The organism is Rhodococcus sp. DMU2021 (genome assembly GCF_019641445.1).
GTDB lineage: Bacteria > Actinomycetota > Actinomycetes > Mycobacteriales > Mycobacteriaceae > Rhodococcus > Rhodococcus pyridinivorans.
This window is the reverse complement of sequence record NZ_JAIFKB010000015.1, coordinates 1-19782: the sequence shown is the minus strand read 5'-3', so window position 1 is coordinate 19782 and position 19782 is coordinate 1. Positions and strand designations below refer to the sequence as shown.

The window sequence follows — 19782 nt, the reverse complement described above, 5'->3', positions numbered from 1 at the left end:
CCGCTGCGCGCTGCGGGTCCGAAGCTACTACCCTTGATCGGGATACGTCGACGACTCACGGGAGCAGGTGCGGTGACCAACCAATCGGGTGTGCAACTCCTCGGACCGCAACAGCGCGCCGACGCCTGGCGTCGTCTCGCCACCGAACAGTTCGACGTCGTCGTCATCGGCGGTGGTGTCGTCGGGGCGGGAGCAGCGCTCGACGCCGCAACCCGGGGCCTGCGAGTCGCTCTCGTCGAGGCCCGCGACTTCGCGTCCGGCACGTCGAGCCGGTCGTCGAAGATGTTCCACGGCGGCCTGCGCTATCTCGAACAGCTCGAATTCGGTCTGGTGCGAGAAGCCTTGCGCGAGCGCGAACTCGCATTGACGACCCTGGCCCCGCACCTGGTCAGGCCGTTGAAGTTCCTCTTCCCGCTCACCCATCGGGTGTGGGAGCGGCCCTACGTCGCGGCGGGTATCTTCCTCTACGACCGTCTCGGCGGCGCGAAGTCCGTTCCGGCGCAGAAGCACCTGACCCGCTCGGGCGCCCTGCGGATGGTTCCCGGTCTCAAGCGCAATTCGCTCGTCGGCGGAATCCGCTACTACGACACGGTCGTCGACGACGCCCGGCACACCATGACCGTCGCGCGGACGGCCGCGCACTACGGTGCGGTGGTGCGTACGTCGACGCAGGTCGTCGGTTTCCTGCGCGAGGCCGACCGCGTGTCGGGTGTGCGGGTGCGCGACAGCGAGGACGGTTCGGTCACCGAGGTGCGGGCGCACGCGGTGATCAACGCAACCGGTGTGTGGACCGACGAGATCCAGTCGTTGTCGCGGCAGCGCGGCCGATTCCGGGTCCGCGCGTCGAAGGGCGTGCACATCGTCGTGCCCCGCGACCGGATCGTCAGCGATTCGGCGATCATCCTGCGTACCGAGAAGTCGGTGCTGTTCGTCATCCCGTGGGGCAACCACTGGATCATCGGCACCACCGACACCGACTGGAATCTCGACCTGGCGCACCCGGCAGCGACGAAGGCCGACATCGACTACATCCTCGACCACGTCAACCGCGTACTCGTCGTCCCGCTCACCCACGACGACATCGACGGTGTCTACGCTGGTCTGCGCCCGCTGCTGGCGGGGGAGAGCGACGAGACGTCCAAGCTCTCGCGTGAACACGCCGTCGCGCGGGTGGCGCCGGGGCTCGTGGCGATCGCCGGTGGCAAGTACACGACCTACCGCGTCATGGCCGAGGACGCCGTCGATCTCGCGGCCGAGGACATCCCGGCCCGGATCGCGTCGTCGATCACCGAGAAGGTGCCCCTCGTCGGGGCCGACGGGTACTTCGCGCTGGTCAACCAGACCATGCATCTCGCCGAGCAGTACGGTCTGCATCCCTACCGCGTCAAGCATCTGCTCGACCGCTACGGCTCCCTCGTCGAGGACGTGCTGAGCCTCGCGAAGGGCCGGCCCGAGTTGCTCGAACCGCTGACCGATGCCCCCCAGTACCTGCAGGTCGAGATGGTCTACGGCGCTGCGGCCGAAGGAGCCCTACATCTCGAGGACCTCCTGGCGCGCCGGACCCGGATCTCGATCGAATACCCGCACCGCGGGCTGCACTGTGCGGAGCAGACGGCCCGGCTGGTCGCTCCGGTCCTCGGCTGGGACGACGCGACGATCGACCGGGAGGTCGCGACCTACCGGGCGCGCGTCGAGGCGGAGATCGAGTCGCAGAACCGACCCGACGACGAATCCGCGGACGCGCTCCGGGCAGCGGCCCCGGAGGCCCGGCCGGAGATCCTCGAACCGGTGCCCATCACGTAGCCGCGGGCGGTTCGTGACGGGTGTCGGTGCGTGAGCACCGCCTTCTCGGCGGTCGGTGCGTGACACCGCCTTCGCGGCGGTCAGTGCGTGAGCACGACCTTCACGACGACCACGACCGTCGCGATCAGAGCCACCCCCACCGCGGCCGCCACGGTCCGGTGGGTCGGGCTGCGATTCTGTAACCGGCGCACGACGAATACGGTCGAGCCGATACGGATCAGCACGGCGACCTCGGCGAGGATGTGGGCCGTCCGGGGCTCGAGCCAGCCGACCCAGGCCGTGGCGAGCACGAGACAGGGCAATACCGCCGACGACAGGATGGGAACGGAGTCGCGGAGTTCCTCGATGCGTTCGCTGCGCGTGAGTTGAGCACCCGAACGAACGGACTGAGCGACCGACTCCGCGAAGACATGGGCGATGAACGTCGAGAGTGCGGTGCCGATCACGATCGCGATCCCGATGTACTCGGGCGAGGTCGTGATGGGGACGAGCGCGGCCAGCACCAGGATGTTGCCGTAGACGTAGGCGCTGATGCGGGAGGCCGCCGACTCCGGGGACAGAGGGCGGCGCCGTCCGGACGACAGGTACGAGGGCGTGGACACCTCGCTAGCGTGACACAGAACGCCCTCGTCGACGCCGCTACCGGAAGGGTGCGTCAGGGTGAAACAGAAGTGGGACGGTGGCGATCCGTCACCTTCGGGCTGAGCGCCCGACGGCGCGGCAGCGAACGTCAGGGCCGTGTGCCGGGCCGCCGAACTCACCGAACGGTACTTCTACGAGAGCTTCACCGACCGCGACACCTTCGTCCGCGAGGTCTACGCCCACGTCGCCGACCGCGCCCGCGACGCGCTGACCGAGGCGGTACTGTCCGCCCCCACCCTCGGCCGGGCCGAGGCCGCGGTGCGGGCGTTCGTCGAGCTCATGGTCGACGACCCCGCGAAGGGACGCGTGCTCCTCCTCGCCCCGCTGCGCGAACCCACAATCAGTCGGCGCGGTATCGAACTCGCCCCGGCCTTCGTCGCGCTGGTCCGCGACCAACTACCCCCGGGTGGCGACGAGGGACAGCGCCACATGGTGGCCGTCGGTGCCGTCGGCGCCCTCACCAGCCTGTTCATGAGGTACCTCGAAGGCGACCTCGCCGTGTCGCGAGACACCCTCGTCCGGCACTGCGTCGCGCTCGTCGAGGACGCCGGCAGGGCGGCGTGTCTACAGGGCGATCAGGGCGGGGATCCTTCCGGGCGCGGCTGACATCGCGGGCACCGGTAGACCACCCGCTCGGGATCGGTCGCGGTGCCGATCTCGCCGAACCGGATCGGGGTATGGCAGCGTCTGCACGGCTTCCCGCGACGCCCGTAGACCCACAGATTGCGGCCCGGACGACGGTCGCCGGTGGTGATACGGGTCGTCCGGTCGCGGTTCGCGACCAGCAACCGATGCGTGAGGTCGACCCACGCAGCGGGATCCCCGGCCTGCACGACCGGGGTCCACGGATCGACGCCCCGCAGGAAGCACAATTCGGAGCGGTACACGTTCCCGACGCCGGCCATGATGCGCTGATCGAGCAGGGCCACCCCGATCGGACGGTCCGGGTCGCGCACGAGATTCGCCGCCGCACGCTCGGGATCCCAATCGGGACCGAGCAGATCCGGCCCGAGATGGCCCACGGCGTCATCCTCCCGGTCACGGGCGAGCACCTCGACGATGCCGAGTTCGAAACCCACCGCCTGCACGTCCTCGGTGCCGAGCACGATGCGCGCCTTGTATCCGGGCTTGCGCCACCGTGTTCCGCGCGGATAGACGTGCCATTCGCCTTCCATCTTCAGGTGCGAATGGATCGAGACGTCGGCGACGCGGACGAGTAGGTGCTTGCCCCTCGAGACCACTTCGTCGACCGTGCACCCGGTGAAATCGGCCGTGGCGAAACGCGGAACGCGGAAGTCCGTCTCTGTGAGCACCTTTCCCTCCAGTGCCGTTCGGAGGCGGTGCGCGGCGCGGAACACGGTGTCTCCCTCGGGCACGTCAGAACCTCAGCCGGTAGCCGCGCGGGGTCGCCGAGAATCCCGCTTCGGCAAGATATCCGGCGAACTCGTGCCCATGGATCGTCTCACCGTCGATCTTCTCGACGACGATCTTGTCGACACCACCGCGTTTGACGCTCGCAGCGAGCGACGCGCATGCGCTGCGCAACCGGCCCGGATCGTCGTCGAAGGTGAGCAGCGTGCGTCCGCCGCGTTCGACGAACAGCACGAGCGCCCCGTCGACGAGCACCACGAGTCCACCGGCCTTGCGGCCCGGCCGGTGCCGCGGCGCGTCGTCGTCGGCCGACGACTTCGGCCACGGCAGTGCCGCACCGTACGGGTTGGCCGGATCGCACGCCGCGAGGGTGACGGCCGCGGTCTCCGAGTGCCGGCCCTCGATCGAATCCGAGAACGACCGGAGACGGTCGACGACCGACGGTGTCGAGAACTGCGCTCCGCCCAGCGAATCGACGAAGTAACCGCGGCGGCACCGGCCCGTCTCCTCGAACCGGCTGAGCACCTTGTACATCGTCGCGAATCCGCCGGGCACACCCTCGCCGACGACGACACCGCGGGTGACCACGCCGTACCGCTCGAGCAGCAGTTCGGCGGTGGTGTGTGCGCGGACCGTCGCGTCGGTCTCGCGTTCGGGCAGCATCGACCAGCGCCCGCTCACGGTCGGTGGCCCGGTGCGGCTCGGCAGCGTGGGCCGGGCCCGGTACATCCGGGCGCGCGGCGCCCGGCGCGGGGTGCGGTGGGCGGGCTTGGCACGGGAGGTGTCGCCGATCAGGGCGCGCAGCGGGGCGAGGGTGTCGCCCGCGATATGCCCGCTCCACACCAGCTCCCACAGGGCGTCGGCGACCGTCGTGTCGCTCGCCGTGGTGTGGAGGACGGTGACGGCGTCGACGAGTTGCCGGAAGAAGTACGCGCCGCCGCCCGAGAGCGACTCGAGGATCGCCCGGTGCACCGGCCCCAGCTCGATGTCGTCGACCGGAGCGAGGCTCGCCGGGGCCAGATCGGCCGGATGCAGTGCCACCCAGCCGTCCTTCCCGGAGATGGACCCGGCACCCGACCACAGGACCTCACCGGTCGTGGTGAGTTCGTCGAGCATCGTCGGGGTGTAGTCGCGCACGCGGGGAGCGAGGATCAGCGGTTCGAGGGCGCTCGCGGGCACCGGTACCCCGGCGAGTTGTTCGACGACGGTGAGGACACCGTCGATGCCGTAGAGCGCACTCGTGCCCGGGCCGGTGCCGAGGTGGTGCCAGTCGGGCAGGAATCGTCCGAGGGTCGTGGTGCTGACGGGTTCGACGTCCTGCCGGGCGGCGGCGAGCGACCGGCGCCGCAGCCTTCGGAGCACCTCCGTGTCGCACCATTCCGATCCGCTCGCACCCGGGCGGAATTCGCCTGCCGTGACGCGCTTCTCGGACGCGAGCCGGCCGAGGACGGATTCGACGACCGCCGTGCCCAGTCCGAACCGGGCGGCGGCCTGCGCGGTGGTGAACGGGCCGTGGGTGCGGGCGTGCCGGGCGATCAGATCGCCGAGCGGGTCGGGGACCGGTTCGACGAACACCGTCGGGACCCCGATCGGCAGGGGCACGCCCAGCGCGTCGCGCAGGCGTGAGGCGTCCTCGACCGCCGCCCATCGGTGCTCACCCGCGTACGAGACACGCAACGCGCGGCGTTGCGCTTCGAGATCCTCGATCCAGGACGTCGGGTCGTCGGTGGTGCGCTCGCGCAGCTCGGCCTCGGTGAGCGGACCGAGCAGACGCAGCAGATCGGCGACGCCCTCGGCGTCGCGTGCCCGTCGCTGCGGGGTCAGGCGTTGCAGTTCGTGCTCGGCCTCGGTGATGACGTCGGCGTCGAGCAGTTCGCGCAGCTCGACCCGGCCGAGAAGTTCGGCGAGCAGCGTCGAGTCGAGCGACAGTGCCGCGGCCCGACGTTCGGCGAGCGGGCTGTCGCCCTCGTACAGGAACTCACCCACATAGGAGAACAGCAGCGACGTCGCGAACGGTGAGGCCGTGGGAGTCTCGACCTCCACCAGCCGGATCTTGCGCTGGGCGATGCTGCCGAGCAGGTCGCGCAGAGCAGGCAGGTCGTAGACGTCCTGCAGGCACTCGCGCACCGTCTCGAGCAGGATCGGGAAGTCGGGAAAGCGGCGAGCGACGTCGAGCAGTTGCGCCGATCGTTGGCGCTGCTGCCACAGCGGGGCGCGCTTGCCCGGGTTGCGGCGGGGCAGGAGCAGGGCCCGCGCCGCGCACTCCCGGAAGCGGGACGCGAACAACGCGGAGCCGCCGACCTGTTCGGTGACGATGTCGTCGATCTCCTCGGTGTCGAAGACGAAGATCTCCGAGCCGGGCGGGGCGTCGTCGGTGTCGGGCAGTCGGACGATGATGCCGTCGTCGGACGGGGTGGGGTGCGATTCGATGCCGTAGCGTTCGAGCAGCCGCGCGCCCACCGCGAGCGCCCACGGCGCGTGCACTCGCAACCCGAACGGCGAGTGCAGCACCAGCCGCCAGTCGCCGAGTTCGTCGCGGAACCGTTCGACGACGAGTGTTCGGTCGGTGGGCAGGTGACCGGTGGCGGTGCGCTGCTCGTCGAGCAGACGGATGAGATTTCCGGTGGCGTAGTCGTCGAGACCACCTTTGCGGCAGCGGGTCTCGGCGTCCTCCGGCGAGGCGTGGCCCATCTCGCGCAGGAATGCGCCGAGCGCGGCACCGAGTTCGGCGGGTCGACCCTGACTGTCGCCGTGCCAGAAGGGCAACCGGCCGGGCCGGCCGTAGGCGGGGGAGACCAGCACCCGGTCGAAGGTGATCTCCTCGATCCGCCAGCTGGTGGCACCGAGCGCGAAGACGTCACCCACTCGCGACTCGTAGACCATCTCCTCGTCGAGTTCGCCCACCCGCGTGTTCTTTTCGCCGACCATGTACACGGTGAACAGGCCGCGGTCGGGGATCGTGCCGCCGGAGGTGACGGCGAGCCGTTGGGCGCCGGGCCTGCCGATGAGGGTGCCTGCCGTGCGGTCCCATACCACCCGGGGACGGAGCTCGGCGAACTCGTCGGACGGATAGCGGCCGGCGAGCAGGTCGAGGACGGATTCGTAGACGCCGCGGGAGAGCGTCGCGAACGATCCGCTGCGCCGCACCGTGTCGAACCAGTCGTCGACGTCGACGGGTTCGAGGGCCGTGGCCGCGACCGTCTGCTGGGCGAGCACGTCCAGTGGATTCGCCGGGACCTGCAGCGCCTCGATGTGTCCCTCGACCATCCGCTCGACGGTCACCGCGCAGTGCACGAGATCGGTGCGGTGCTTGGGGAACAGCACGCCGCGTGAGGTCTCGCCCACCTGGTGCCCGGCGCGACCGACGCGCTGCAGACCGCTGGCCACCGAGGGCGGAGCCTCGACCTGGATCACGAGATCGACCGCACCCATGTCGATGCCGAGTTCGAGACTCGACGTCGCCACCACGCACCGCAACCGGCCCGACTTGAGATCGTCCTCGATCAGAGCGCGCTGGTCCTTGCTCACCGACCCGTGGTGGGCGCGAGCGAGCACGGGTGCAGCGCCGGCGGTGGTCTCGGTGGGCGATCCGAGCTGCGAAGGCGGTGCGCCCTCGCGGTCCACCTGCTCGCCGAGGCGTTCGGCCTGGATCTCGTTGAGCCGGGCGGTGAGACGTTCGGACAGTCGCCGGGAATTGGCGAACACGATCGTCGACCGGTGCTCGGTGATGAGATCGACGATCTGCTCCTCGACGTGCGGCCAGATCGACCCGGCCTGCGGTGTGGGTGAGAACGATTCCTCGTCGGGCTCGGAAACCCCGAGTTCGGTCATGTCCTCGACCGGTACGCGCACCGCGAGATCCCACGTCTTCGCCGAGGGCGGCGCGACGATCCGGATGGGGGCGGAACCGGCGAGGAACCGGCCGACCTCCTCGTGCGGTCGCACGGTGGCCGACAACCCGATGCGTTGGGCCGGCGCGCGCAGGAGCTGGTCGAGACGCTCGAGCGACAGCGCGAGATGCGCCCCGCGTTTCGTCCCCGCCACCGCGTGGACCTCGTCGACGATCACCGTCTCGACACCGACGAGGTTCTCCCGCGCGGACGAGGTGAGCATGAGGAAGAGCGACTCGGGCGTCGTGATGAGGATGTCCGGTGGCGTGCGCGCCATGGCGCGACGATCGGCCTGGGAGGTGTCGCCGGAACGCACACCGACGGTGATGTCGGGTGGCGTCAGACCGAGCCGTTTCGCGGTCTGGGTGATGCCGACGAGCGGAGACCGCAGGTTGCGCTCGACGTCGACGGCGAGGGCCTTGAGCGGCGAGACGTACAGCACGCGGGTGCGGTGCTCGCGCGCGGCGTGCTCGTCGGCCGGGGTGGACGAGAGCCGGTCGAGCGACCACAGGAACGCCGACAGGGTCTTGCCCGAGCCGGTGGGGGCGACGACGAGCGTGTGGGCTCCCGAGGAGATCGAATCCCACGCGCCGAGCTGGGCCGGGGTCGGGGACTCGAACGCCCCGGCGAACCACGCCCGGGTCGGCGCGGAGAAACGATCGAGGATGTCGGTCACCATCCCATCGTCTACCCGCCGACCGACACACTCAGTCGCCGCACGTGAACCCAGTCAGTCGCCGCACGTGAACCCGCTCAGTCGTCGTACGCGAACCGGGCGATCTGCCGGCAGTGATCGTCGGCCCAGGAGTTGCGGCCGCCGCGCATCAGTTCCGTCACGAGCGCCCGCGCCGGGGCCCGCCACGGCAGCGCCTCGAACTGCTCCCGCGCGGCGGGTTCGTCGCTCCACACCACGGACACCACGGAGCCCTCGTCGATGAAGGAGAGGCCGGGGGAGTCCGCCGCGAGCTGCTCGCGGGTCGAACCCGACGCCTTCTCCAGCTCGGCCCCCGACACACGGACGTAGCCGGCGAGGCTCCGCTGCCCGTCGGAGAGGTCGAGGAACATCCCTGCGACCGCCATGTTGCCGGCGTGCACCGACACCAGCGGCTTCCGCGGGTCGTCCGGCTCGCCGGCGGGAAGACACACGACGGACCAGTACTCGCATTCGCTCATGCGGGCGTTGGGCACGATCGACGACACGACGTCGCGGAGCCAGGCCGTGACGGAGCCGAACTCGGGATACTGTTCGAGCTCGCGGTACTTGGTCTCGCGCAGCGGCAGGGCGGTCGTTGACGGGGGCACACGGGTGTTCACGCGACGATTATGACCGCAGCCGATGTGGTGTGGGTCATCAGATCACCACGCCGGGATTCAGGATCGCGTTCGGGTCGAGCGCGGCTTTGATCCGCTCGGTCAACGCCATCACGTCCGGTCCCACCTGATCGGGTAGCCAGGCCTTCTTGAGCCGGCCGACACCGTGTTCACCGGTGATGGTGCCGCCGAGTTCGATCGCGAGATCCATGATCTTCCCGAAGACCGTCTGCGCCCGCGCCGTCATGTCCTCGTCGGCGGGGTCGTAGACGATCAGCGGGTGGGTGTTGCCGTCCCCGGCGTGGGCGATCACGGCGACGGTGACGTCGTGTCGGGTTGCGAGATCGGCGATTCTGCTCACCAGTTCCGGCAGTGCGGGGATCGGCACCCCGACGTCCTCGAGCAACAGGCTGCCGGTGCGCTCGACGGCCGGGATCGCCATGCGGCGGGCGACGGTGAACGCCTCACCCTCCTCTGGGTCGTCGGTCGCGAAGACGTCGTCGGCGCCGGCCTCGCGGCAGGCCCGCACCATGATCTCGATCTCCTCCGCGGCCGCGTTGCCGGGTGCGTCGGAGCGTGCGATGAGCATGGCTTCGGCGGTGCGGTCGAGTCCCATGCGCAGCATGTCCTCCACCGCCCCGATCGACGCCCTGTCCATGAATTCGAGCATCGCCGGTCGCAGGACCGCGGTGATCGCGACGACCGCGTCGGCGGCGGCCTGCACGGTGGCGAAGGTCGCGACCATCGTGGACGCCGGTGGCGGCGGTGGGACGAGGCGCAAGGTCACCTCGGTGATGACCCCGAGAGTGCCCTCGCTGCCGACGAACAGCTTCGTCAGCGACAGGCCCGCGACGTCCTTGACCCGCGGACCGCCGAGCCGCACCGCGGTACCGTCGGCGAGGACCACCTCGAGTCCGAGCACGTAGTCGGTCGTCACCCCGTACTTCACGCAACACAGCCCACCGGCATTGGTGGCCGCGTTGCCGCCGATCGTGCAGATCTCGAACGACGACGGATCCGGTGGATACCAGAGTCCGTGTTCGGCCGCGGCCTGCTTCACCTCGACGTTGAGCAGACCGGGCTGGACGACGGCGGTGCGGGTCGCGGTGTCGACGGTGATCGCCCGCATCTTCTCGGTGCTGAGCACGATCCCGTCGGCGAGCCCGCCGGACCCGCCGGACAGACTCGTGCCGGCACCGCGGGGCACTACCGGCACCCGGTGGGCGTTCGCCCACCGCAGTGTCGCCTGCACGTCCGCGGTGGATGTGGCCCGTACGAGCGCGAGGGGAACCGCGGCGTCCGGGTCCTGCGCCCGGTCCTGCCGGTAGCCGGCGAGGATGTCGGGATCGATGATCAGTGCGCCGGCGGGCAGCTGCCCGCGGAGTTCGTCGAGCAGGTTCCCTGGATACACGCCCCAGGTCTACCACAGGATGTGTCACAGGCCACAGATCCTCTGATTGGGTGAAGTGTCGTCGGGTACCCCTTCCGCAGGACACGGAAAGGAGAAGACGATGCCGAATCCGTCGATCAAGAACGAGAAGATGTACGAGGACCTGCGCGAGGACGGTGCCTCCAAGGAGAAGGCGGCCCGGATCTCCAACGCGGCTGCGAACGAGGGTAAGTCGCAGGTCGGGAAGAAGGGTGGCAAGTCCGGCTCCTACGACGACTGGACGGTCGACGACCTGAAGAAGCGTGCGAAGGAACTGGGCATGACCGGTTACTCCGACATGAAGAAGGACGAACTGATCGACGCACTGCGCAACCACTAGCCGCCCGCGAACGTCGTCGTTCAGGCGTACGAACGTCGTTCGGGATCAGCCGAACTCGACACCCTGGGCGAGCGGCAGCTCCGTCGAGTAGTTGACGGTGTTAGTCGCCCGCCGCATGTACGCCTTCCACGCATCCGATCCGGATTCGCGCCCGCCGCCGGTGTGCTTCTCCCCGCCGAAGGCGCCGCCGATCTCGGCCCCCGAGGTGCCGATATTGACATTCGCGATGCCGCAGTCGGATCGGGCGAGGAACAATTCGGCCTCGCGCTGGTCGAGCGTGAATATCGCCGACGACAGGCCCTGTGGAACACCGTTGTGCAAGGCGATCGCCTCGTCGAGGTCGTCGTAGTCGAGGACGTACAGGATCGGGGCGAAGGTCTCCTCGCGCACCACCTCGGTCTGCGCCGGCATCCGGACCAGTGCGGGGGAGACGTACACGCCACCACCGGTGACCTCCACCCGTTCGCCGCCGACGACGAGCGTGCCCCCGTCGGTCTGCGCGCGGTCGAGCGCCGCGGTCATCGCCTCGTAGGACCGTTCGGAGATGAGCGGACCCACGAGGACACCCTCGTCCAGCGGATTCCCCACCCGCAGACGCGAGTACGCCTTCGCGATGCGCTCGACGAACTCGTCGGCGATCGATCGGTGCACGATCAGCCGGCGCAGGCTGGTGCAGCGCTGGCCCGCCGTGCCGGCTGCGGCGAACACGACGCCCCGGACGGCGAGGTCCTGATCGGCGGACGGAGCGACGATCGCCGCGTTGTTGCCGCCGAGTTCGAGCAGGCAGCGACCGAACCTCGCCGCGACCCGCGGCCCGACGATCCGCCCCATCCGGGTGGAGCCGGTCGCACTCACCAGGGCGACACGGGGATCGTCGACGAGCGCCTCACCCACCCTGTGGTCGCCGAGGAGCAGGTGATGGAGACCGCCGGGGGCGCCGACGTCGGCGGCGGCGCGGCGCAGCAGCGCGTCGCAGGCGAGGGCGGTGAGCGGGGTGGTCTCCGACGGTTTCCACACCACCGGGTCGCCGCACACCAGCGCGATCGCGGTGTTCCACGACCACACCGCCACGGGAAAGTTGAACGCGGAGATCACGCCCACCACGCCGAGCGGATGCCAGATCTCCATGAGCCGGTGCCCGGGCCGCTCGGACGGCATCGTCCGCCCGTAGAGCTGTCGCGACAGACCGACGGCGAACTCACAGACGTCGATCATCTCCTGCACCTCGCCCGCGGCCTCCGACGGGATCTTCCCCGCCTCCAGGGTGACGAGCTCGGCGAGATGCCGCTTGTGCTCGACGAGCAGTTCGCCGAGCCGTCGCACCACGCGGCCGCGCACCGGGGCGGGGACGTGGCGCCACTGCTCGAAGGCCCGTGCCGCCGCGGTGATCGTCGCATCGACCTCGGTGGCCGAGTGGACGGGTACGTGCCCGAGCACGCTGCCGTCGATCGGGCTGGTCACCGCGAGTGTCACGCCGGCGGGCAGGGCGCTGTCGGGCACGGCGTCGGCGCCGCACTGCCTCAGCGCGGTCGCCGCGCGGTCGGCGAGATCGGTGGTCGCATTCATCGGTGAGCTCCTTTGCTGCTCGGATACCCTGCGCTGGTGCCCGAATCCTCGAGAAACGACTCGTCGAAGGAGTCGCTGGACGACATCGATCGGATGTTGCTGCGCGAACTGGTCGCCGACGGTCGCGCGACACTCGCGGCGCTCGCCGAGAAGGCAGGGCTGTCCGTCTCGGCCGTGCAGTCGCGGGTGCGCCGGCTCGAAGCGCGCAGCGTGATCCGCGGATACAGTGCGCGCGTCGATCCCGAAGCGCTCGGGCTGATGCTGTCGGCGTTCGTGGCGATCACCCCTCTCGATCCGTCGCAACCCGACGACGCGCCGGCCCGCCTCCGGCACATCTCCGCGATCGAATCGTGTCATTCGGTGGCAGGCGACGAAAGCTACATCCTCCTCGTGCGTGTCGAGTCTCCTCGCGCTCTCGAGCGGTTGCTGCAGGAGATCCGGGCGACCGCCAATGTCGCCACCCGCAGCACCGTCGTTCTGCAAACATTTTACGAACGATAGGCCTCTGCGCCGTAAATGTTGCTGTGATACCGGGTTTGTCCCGTTGAGTCTCGCGTACGGTGGGGTCATGAGCACTGCATTCCGAAACCCGGACGGTGCCGAGAATCTCGCCCCCGACCGGGTACACAGCATCCTCGGCCGGCACATGCTCGCCGACGGTTTCGACCTCGTCCTCGATCTCGACCGCTCCCGGGGAGTCCGCCTCGTCGACGCCCGGGACGGAACGACCTATCTCGACATGTTCGGGTTTTTCGCGTCGTCCACGCTCGGGATGAACCATCCCGCGCTGACCGATCCGGAGGCAGCGCACGAACTCGCCGCCGTCGCGGCGAACAAGCCCAGCAACTCCGACATCTACACCGTGCCCATGGCACGCTTCGTCGAGACCTTCGTGCGCGTCCTCGGCGACCCAGCGCTCCCGCACCTGTTCTTCGTCGACGGCGGCGGGCTCGCTGTGGAGAACGCGCTCAAGGTGGCGTTCGACTGGAAGAGCCGCCTCAACGAGTCCCGCGGTCTGTCCGCCCACCCGGGCGGTTCGGTGCTGCACCTGACCGGGGCCTTCCACGGCCGCACCGGGTACACCCTGTCGCTGACCAACACCGATCCGGTCAAGACCGATCGGTTCCCCAAGTTCGACTGGCCGCGGATCGACGCGCCCTATCTTGTCGAGGGCCGTGATGTCGCCGCGGCCGAGGAGAAGGCCCTCGAACAGGCCCGACGAGCCTTCGCCGAACGCGCCCACGACATCGCATGCTTCATCGCCGAACCGATCCAGGGGGAAGGCGGCGACCACCACTTCCGTCCCGAGTTCTTCCGGTCGATCGCACAGCTGTGCCGGGAGAACGACGCCCTGCTGATCTTCGACGAGGTGCAGACCGGCGCCGGCACGACCGGCACCGCATGGGCCTACCAGCAGCTCGGCGTCACCCCCGACATCGTCGCCTTCGGCAAGAAGACTCAGGTGTGCGGGATCATGGCCGGCGAACGTATCGACGAGGTGCCCGACAACGTGTTCGCCGTGAGTTCGCGGATCAACTCGACGTGGGGCGGCAACCTCACCGACATGGTGCGGGCCCGCCGCATCCTCGAGGTCGTCGAGCACGACCGGCTGATCGACCGTGCACGGTTGAGTGGGGCGCACCTGCTGTCGGGGTTGCAGCAGCTCGCAGCGCGACGACCGGTCGTCACCGAGCCGCGCGGACGCGGACTGATGTGCGCCGTCGACCTCCCGACTCCGGAGATCCGCGACGAGGTGCTGCGACGGCTGTACCGCGACGAGCACGTCCTCGTGATCGGGACGGGCACGCGCGGCATCCGCTTCCGGCCGCCGCTGATCGTCACCACCCACGAGCTCGACGAGGTCCTCGACGCGCTCGACAGGGTGACCTCGCAGTACGAATGACGGGGCGGGTCCCCCTGTTCGGGGCCGCACGGCGGTAGCTTGTCGGATATGGCCGATGCACTGGACGAGACCGTGACCGGCGGCGAGTCCTTCGCGATTCCGTCGCTCGCCAACCTGAGGGACATCGGCGGTTGCCGTAGTTCGTTCAGCGGCGTGGTCCGCACCGGGGTGGTCTTCCGCTCCACCGACCTCAGCCGCCTGACCGACACCGACCTCGAGACCCTCGATGCCCTGAGTATTGCGACGGTCTTCGACCTGCGCACGCTCGAGGAGCAGCAGGCCCGTCCCGATCGCGTCCCCGACGGCGCCCGGCACCTCGGCCTCGACGTCCTCGCTGATCGTGAAGGCGGATCGATCGCGGCGGCGCTGCCGCAACTCGTGTCGAATCCGGAGTTGGTGTCGCAGATACTCGGGGACGGTCGCGCCACCGACTACCTACGTCAGAGCTACCGCGATTTCGTCACTCTTCCGAGCGCAGTGGCGTCGTACCGGACCCTGGCCGACACCGTCGCGCACGGCGACGTTCCGGGGCTCGTGCACTGCAGTGCCGGCAAGGACCGCACCGGGTGGGCGGCGGCGTCGCTGCTCCTGTTCGCCGGCGCCGACCAGGAGGCCGTCTTCGCCGACTACCTGCGCACGAACGACGAACTGCTCCCGCATTTCGACGACTTCTTCGCCCGGTTCGCATCGCTCGGCGGCGATCCGGAACTGATCACACCCCTGCTCGGTGTGCGTCGCGAGTACCTCGAGGTGGCGATCGAGGAGGCGCTGTCGCGCTACGGAACCATCGAGCAGTACTTCGCCGCCGGACTCGGTCTCGACGACGACACCCTGCAGGCCCTGCGGACCCGGCTCGTCGATCCGGACGCGACCGCCTGACCGTCACCTCGGCGCCGGCGTGCTCAGGGTCGGCACGGGGACCGGACCGTAGCGTCGCCACCGCGGTCCGGGTGCGTAGGAGCGCAGCTCGTCGACTCGGCGTGCGACAGCGTCGGGATCGGCGAGTTCGGCGCGAGCGTCGGGGTCGCGGAGATAGTGGTCGAGCACGGCGTCGAGGAGTTCGGGAGCGATCTCGAACCGGCGCCGGTCGATGCGGGCAGTATGACCGGGGTGGCGTCGGGGTGAGGGACGTAGGTCGCTGTCCTTGCGGTCGTCGATGATCCGCCACGGCAACGGAACTCGTGCGCTCGTCACGGCGCCCCACTGCGGCAGGGCGACCAGCACGACGTACAGGGGATCGGGTTGAACGCCGGATGCCGTGGCGTTCCAGGGTATCCAGGTGTCGGTGGCGTGATCGCTGAAGCGGATTCCGTCCACGGAGAGTGCGATCCGGCCGGGGCGCAGCGTCCGCCGGGCGACGAAGAAGTAGAAACCGACCTGCCACGAGCAGATGACGATCGTCATGATCACGTTCTCGCTCGTCCGGTCTCCGGCGTTCGGGGTCGTCCAGACGGCGGCGAGCAACATCAGCGTCAGCATCCCGATCTGAGCGGGAGCGGCCCAGAAGACCGAAGGTGACTGTCGCAGAACCAAGGCCGGGGAGTCGGTTTCGGTTTCCGCGACGATGTGCTCCGCTCGGGTGCGTGGGCTGTACATGAGGAAACCGATCACCGGATACACCAGAACCGTTGCCCCCAGAGCCAACAGGAAGGTCGTGCCGGTGGGTGCTTCGAGTGGCATTCCTGCTGTTGCCTGTTCGACGAAGACGCCGACGAGAAGTGCGGGGAACAACAGGCCGACGACGGCTGTGAACACGATGACGTACAGTGCCCGCGGATTTCCGTAGGTGCGGAGGTCGGAACCGTCAGAAAACTGCATCGAGAACTCCTCGTCCCAGTCGCGTCACTCCACCGACGGTCGCGTCGAGGAGATCCGCCGTAGCGTCTGCTGCACCTCCGAGTTCGTTCACCCCGGCCATGACCGTTCCCAAGGCGGAGCTCGTGCCCGACTCGTAGATGTGGTCGACCATGCCGGATGCGAAGATTCCGCCGGCGGTTCCCGCCAGCACACCGATCACAGTGCCGACAGCGGTGCCGGCAATGGGAACGACCGATCCGACTGCGGCTCCTACCGCGGCGCCGGTCGTCATCGATGCCATCAGACCCGCGCTGTTGGAGGCCACAGCCTGTTCGAGCGACTCGCCGCCGGCGAAATAGTCCAGCCCTACGCCGGCGACGAAACCGAGAGCGTTTGCGGCCCCTGCGACTCTGGCGGCAGTTCGGGACAGCGGTACCGCCTCGTCGAGGTGTCTGCCTGTGTCGGCGAGGTCTTGAAGCGGATGCTGAGCGATATCGAACAGACGTCGCAGTTCACCGTAGGGTGTGCCGTCCGGCAGTGCGAGAAATCGTTCCATCGACAGGAGTGCTGCGTTACGAAGACTCTCCCGAAGCTCGAGCAATGCCTTCACCCGACCACTCCGGTACAGGTCGGCGGAGTCGAACCCGGTGGTTGTCAGAAAAGTCGCGGACCACACGTGTCCGATCCAGGTGTTCACGGCAGTTGCGATTGCGACCGACCATCGAGCGTGCACCGCCTCGGCGGCGTCATTCGCCTCCTGATATGCCGAGGCCCTTCGGAAAGCGACTTCGTCGTCACCCGGGGGAGGATCACCGATCGTGTTGCCCACGACCGGCAGTCCCGCGGCCGCGGCGCGAGCCCGGATGCCGGCCATGTCGGACAGGGCACGCGACAGTTCGCCCGCCAGGCCCGCGAAGACATCGGCGGTCCTCGATGTCCGCTCGTGGAAATCGTCGACGGCGTGGACGTGTTCGCTCGACCTGTCGAGGTAGGTCTCGGAAGCGTCGCCCTCCCAGGCGTCGTCGGCGATGCGACGCGCCCGGGCTGCGGCGTCGGCGACGTTCCCGATCGTGGTGCCCAGCGTCGTGCGGATCCAGTCCTCGACCCGTCGGATATCGGTGGGGTTGCCGGCGATGAAGGTGTCGATCGGCACGGTCACTCCGACCAGGTCCGGACGAGCGCGGCGGCGGCCTCGTCGTCGGCTTCCCGGTACGTCTGCGCTGTGGTCGTCAGCAGGCCACCCGTTCCGCCGAGCACCTCGACCGTGCCGGCGAGGTCGGTGACGATCTGCGCCAGCATGCCGGTGAGTGGGCCGGTCGCAAGACCCGCGTCCACGCTCGTGGGGCAGGTATCGGCGAGATCCGCGGTGTCGGTGGCCGCACCCGTGTAGATGCCTGCGGCCCGATCGAGTTCGTCGGGATCGACGTACAGGCTCATCTCGCGTCTCCGTAGGCCGGGTGTCGACGTTCCGCTTCGGGTATCGGGACGTCGAGCAGCAGCGAATCCCACGGCTGTGCCTCCCGCAGTCGCGGGAGCACGTGCGTGGGCAGCACCAGCCACGGTTGCCCGGCGCCGCAGCAGGAGTGGAGACGGTCGAGCGCCGTGTAGGCGAGCAGCGCGATGCGGCCGTCGCTGAGATACCGATAGTCGACGGTGGCATCGGCCGGATCCGGGACCGCGTCCGCGCACGGTAGATAGAGATACGGCGGGAGCACCGTCGGTAGTGCGTCCGCGACCTGTTCCTGCGACATTCGTTCCCCCGTGAGCAGCCTGTCCGATCCCCCGTCGGACTGTCGGCGCGAAGGAGGCTACCAGCGGCAGGTTTTGTGACGAATCACGGTTTGATGCTTACGGTTTCGACCGTACGCGAGAACGTGAGCCGACGAGGGCCGCGACGGCGAGGCCGATCGCAACGCCGGCGAGATCGGCGCACCAGTCCCAGAACGAGCCGGAACGCCGGACAGCGACGGTGGCCTGGAGGATCTCTGTCAACACGCCGTAAAGGCCCAGCCACACCACCGTGACGACGGGGGAGATCCGTGCGTAGCGGGAGCAGAGCGCGAGCGCAAGGAACATCAGCGCGTGTGTGACCTTGTCGGCGTGCGGCGGGCCGCTCGGCACCGTGCTGCCGGGGGAGAGCAGCATCGCGGTGATGACGACGACCGCGAGGATCAGGGGCAGAGCACGATGCCGGAGGAGCGTGGACGGCACGGTTCAGGCGTTCTACTTCTCGTCCCGCCGGGCGTTGGCGCCGCTGTCGGTGCTGTGGCCGTGCCGGTCGCGACCGGCGAACAGGACGATGCCCACGGCGGGGATCAGCAGGAAGAACAACCACGTGTCGAAGGTGAAGAACAGCACGAGCGCGACCAGCGGCGTCAGGCCCATCACGACCTCGCGCCACCGCTCGGGATCCTTCTTCGGGATGATCACCGGAAGATCGTCCCGGGTCGTGGCCGAGCTATCGGTGAGGTGGGCGGGCAGGTCGGTGAACAGCACGTCGAGATCACCGCGCGTCCCGGCCGCCGACGCCATCGCGCTGCGTTCGTCGAACTCCGACAGCGTCAGCCGGCCGAGCGCGAAGTGCTCGCCGAGCAGGTCGAGAGCCTCACTGCGTTCTGCGTTGCCGATCCGGACGTCGGGGTGTTCGGGCATGCCGGCCACACTAACCTGTGCCGTCGGACCGGCAACAGCCACGGGCACCTCTCGAAGAGCTGTGATATCCGCTACAGGATCTCTGCAACAGCAGAAGGACGCGGCCGGGTACCGCGAGGTCAGGACGGCCCGCGGCCCTCGCCGAGGAGCCGGTAGGCCCGGCGACCCGCGACGAACAGCACACCGAAGGCGATGAGCAGCGCGATCGGGTGCCGGAAGACGACGATCACGAGCAGCGCGACCAGGATGAACGGAACCAACGTGAGCAGCTGTTCCGCCAGATCGCGTGGCCCGGTGGTGGCCATCGCGGCCGGCGCCGAGGGCAGGTCGGCGAACAAGGGGATCAGGTCGCCACGCACCGTGGCCTGCGTGGCGAGTGCGACCCGCTCGTCGAATTCCGCCAGGCTGAGACGGCCCGCGGCGAAGTGCTCGCCGAGCAGCGCTACGGCTTCTTCACGCTCGGCGGTGCCGATGCGGATGTCGGGGCGGTCGGCCATGACTCCAGGCTAGTGGTTTTTCGCGCGCATGAGCCGGTCACGGGGGCCCGATACGGCGAGGTCCCCCGCATCGTGAGCGATGCGGGGGACCGTCGGCCGTACTGCTCGAGCGTTGCTCGGGCGGGGTCCTACTTGATCTCGGTGAGCACGGTGCCCTGGGTGACCGCGGCACCCGGCTCGACCGCCAGGCCGGTGACGACGCCCGCCTTGTGGGCGTTGACCGGGTTCTCCATCTTCATGGCCTCGAGCACGGCGATGAGCTCGCCCTCGGCGACCTCCTGGCCCTCGGCAACCGCGACCTTGACGACGGTGCCCTGCATGGGTGCGGTCACCGCGTCGCCCGACGCCTTGCCGGCGCCGCCGCCACCGCGCTTGCGGGGCTTGGGCTTCTTGCGGATCACGCCGGCGCCGCCGCCATTACCGCCGAGCGAGAACTGCCCGGGCAGCGACACCTCGACGCGGCGTCCGCCGACCTCGACGACGACGTTCTGCCGCGGCAGGGCCTCGTCCTCGTCCTCGATCGGGGCACCACCGGTGTACGGCTCGATGGTGTTGTCCCACTCGTTCTCGATCCACTTGGT

General features: G+C 69.1%; 19 protein-coding genes and 1 pseudogene. 6 read left to right on the top strand and 14 right to left on the bottom strand.

Going from position 1 to position 19782, the window contains the following annotated elements:
- Positions 1-72: 72 nt before the first annotated feature.
- Positions 73-1803: a glycerol-3-phosphate dehydrogenase gene (glpD, locus tag K3M35_RS18790; RefSeq protein ID WP_019288535.1), complete on the top strand. Its 1731-nt coding sequence runs from the start codon at positions 73-75 to the stop codon at positions 1801-1803.
- 80 nt (positions 1804-1883) lie between these two features.
- On the opposite strand, the gene K3M35_RS18785 is transcribed toward glpD, so the two are convergent.
- A complete protein-coding gene (locus tag K3M35_RS18785; RefSeq protein ID WP_006550155.1) occupies positions 1884-2405 on the bottom strand; it encodes a hypothetical protein in 522 nt (173 codons plus the stop codon).
- A 103-nt stretch (positions 2406-2508) separates the two neighbouring features.
- On the opposite strand from K3M35_RS18785, the pseudogene K3M35_RS18780 reads away from it, so the two are divergent.
- Positions 2509-3051 (top strand): annotated as a pseudogene (locus K3M35_RS18780) (TetR/AcrR family transcriptional regulator); the annotation flags it as partial.
- Here K3M35_RS18780 and K3M35_RS18775 read toward each other — a convergent pair.
- From K3M35_RS18775 to K3M35_RS18760, 4 genes are all read right to left on the bottom strand, one after another.
- Positions 3021-3821, bottom strand: a complete 801-nt coding sequence (locus tag K3M35_RS18775) for a DNA-formamidopyrimidine glycosylase family protein (RefSeq protein WP_220666869.1) — start codon at positions 3819-3821, stop codon at positions 3021-3023. The pseudogene K3M35_RS18780 and the gene K3M35_RS18775 sit on opposite strands and share 31 nt — an antisense overlap.
- A gap of 1 nt (position 3822) precedes the next feature.
- Positions 3823-8385 (bottom strand): ATP-dependent helicase, encoded by a 4563-nt coding sequence (locus K3M35_RS18770; protein ID WP_220666868.1) that lies wholly within the window; start codon positions 8383-8385, stop codon positions 3823-3825.
- A 74-nt stretch (positions 8386-8459) separates the two neighbouring features.
- Positions 8460-9020, bottom strand: a complete 561-nt coding sequence (locus K3M35_RS18765) for a hypothetical protein (protein WP_006550159.1) — start codon at positions 9018-9020, stop codon at positions 8460-8462.
- Positions 9021-9057: 37 nt separating this feature from the next.
- Positions 9058-10428, bottom strand: a complete 1371-nt coding sequence (locus tag K3M35_RS18760; protein WP_006550161.1) for an FAD-binding oxidoreductase — start codon at positions 10426-10428, stop codon at positions 9058-9060.
- Between the two features lie 100 nt (positions 10429-10528).
- On the opposite strand from K3M35_RS18760, the gene K3M35_RS18755 reads away from it, so the two are divergent.
- Complete coding sequence (locus tag K3M35_RS18755; RefSeq protein WP_006550162.1) at positions 10529-10786, top strand: Rho termination factor N-terminal domain-containing protein; 258 nt, start codon at positions 10529-10531, stop codon at positions 10784-10786.
- A gap of 45 nt (positions 10787-10831) precedes the next feature.
- On the opposite strand, the gene K3M35_RS18750 is transcribed toward K3M35_RS18755, so the two are convergent.
- The gene (locus tag K3M35_RS18750) at positions 10832-12352 is read right to left on the bottom strand and encodes an aldehyde dehydrogenase family protein (RefSeq protein WP_220666867.1); all 1521 of its coding nucleotides are present in this window, start codon (positions 12350-12352) and stop codon (positions 10832-10834) included.
- Positions 12353-12388: 36 nt separating this feature from the next.
- On the opposite strand from K3M35_RS18750, the gene K3M35_RS18745 reads away from it, so the two are divergent.
- The 3 genes from K3M35_RS18745 (at position 12389) to K3M35_RS18735 (ending at position 15134) form a co-directional block, all read left to right on the top strand.
- Positions 12389-12853: an Lrp/AsnC family transcriptional regulator gene (locus K3M35_RS18745; RefSeq protein WP_064060920.1), complete on the top strand. Its 465-nt coding sequence runs from the start codon at positions 12389-12391 to the stop codon at positions 12851-12853.
- A gap of 67 nt (positions 12854-12920) precedes the next feature.
- The gene (lat, locus tag K3M35_RS18740) at positions 12921-14255 is read left to right on the top strand and encodes an L-lysine 6-transaminase (protein ID WP_121208959.1); all 1335 of its coding nucleotides are present in this window, start codon (positions 12921-12923) and stop codon (positions 14253-14255) included.
- 48 nt (positions 14256-14303) lie between these two features.
- Entirely contained in the window at positions 14304-15134 is an 831-nt protein-coding gene (locus K3M35_RS18735) for a tyrosine-protein phosphatase (RefSeq protein ID WP_121208960.1), read from the top strand.
- Between the two features lie 3 nt (positions 15135-15137).
- Here the strand turns inward: K3M35_RS18735 and K3M35_RS18730 are convergent, their stop codons facing one another.
- The 8 genes from K3M35_RS18730 to K3M35_RS18695 all read right to left on the bottom strand — a co-directional run.
- Positions 15138-16073, bottom strand: a complete 936-nt coding sequence (locus tag K3M35_RS18730) for a hypothetical protein (RefSeq protein ID WP_121208961.1) — start codon at positions 16071-16073, stop codon at positions 15138-15140.
- Positions 16060-17205: a hypothetical protein gene (locus tag K3M35_RS18725; protein ID WP_308257091.1), complete on the bottom strand. Its 1146-nt coding sequence runs from the start codon at positions 17203-17205 to the stop codon at positions 16060-16062. The genes K3M35_RS18730 and K3M35_RS18725 overlap by 14 nt, the downstream gene beginning before the upstream one ends.
- Before the next feature lie 2 nt (positions 17206-17207).
- The gene (locus K3M35_RS18720) at positions 17208-17489 is read right to left on the bottom strand and encodes a hypothetical protein (RefSeq protein ID WP_064060878.1); all 282 of its coding nucleotides are present in this window, start codon (positions 17487-17489) and stop codon (positions 17208-17210) included.
- Entirely contained in the window at positions 17486-17803 is a 318-nt protein-coding gene (locus K3M35_RS18715; RefSeq protein WP_121208962.1) for an SAV_915 family protein, read from the bottom strand. The genes K3M35_RS18720 and K3M35_RS18715 overlap by 4 nt, the downstream gene beginning before the upstream one ends.
- Positions 17804-17900: 97 nt before the next feature.
- Positions 17901-18263 carry a VanZ family protein gene (locus K3M35_RS18710; RefSeq protein WP_094980226.1) on the bottom strand — a complete coding sequence of 121 codons (363 nt, stop codon included), beginning with the start codon at positions 18261-18263 and terminating at the stop codon, positions 17901-17903.
- Positions 18264-18275: 12 nt separating this feature from the next.
- On the bottom strand, positions 18276-18704 hold the full coding sequence (locus tag K3M35_RS18705) for a DUF1707 domain-containing protein (RefSeq protein ID WP_094981040.1): 429 nt from the start codon (positions 18702-18704) through the stop codon (positions 18276-18278).
- A gap of 119 nt (positions 18705-18823) precedes the next feature.
- Entirely contained in the window at positions 18824-19201 is a 378-nt protein-coding gene (locus K3M35_RS18700; RefSeq protein WP_006550174.1) for a DUF1707 domain-containing protein, read from the bottom strand.
- 128 nt (positions 19202-19329) lie between these two features.
- A partial coding sequence (locus K3M35_RS18695) for a biotin/lipoyl-containing protein (protein WP_220666865.1) occupies positions 19330-19782 on the bottom strand: 453 nt, incomplete at its 5' end.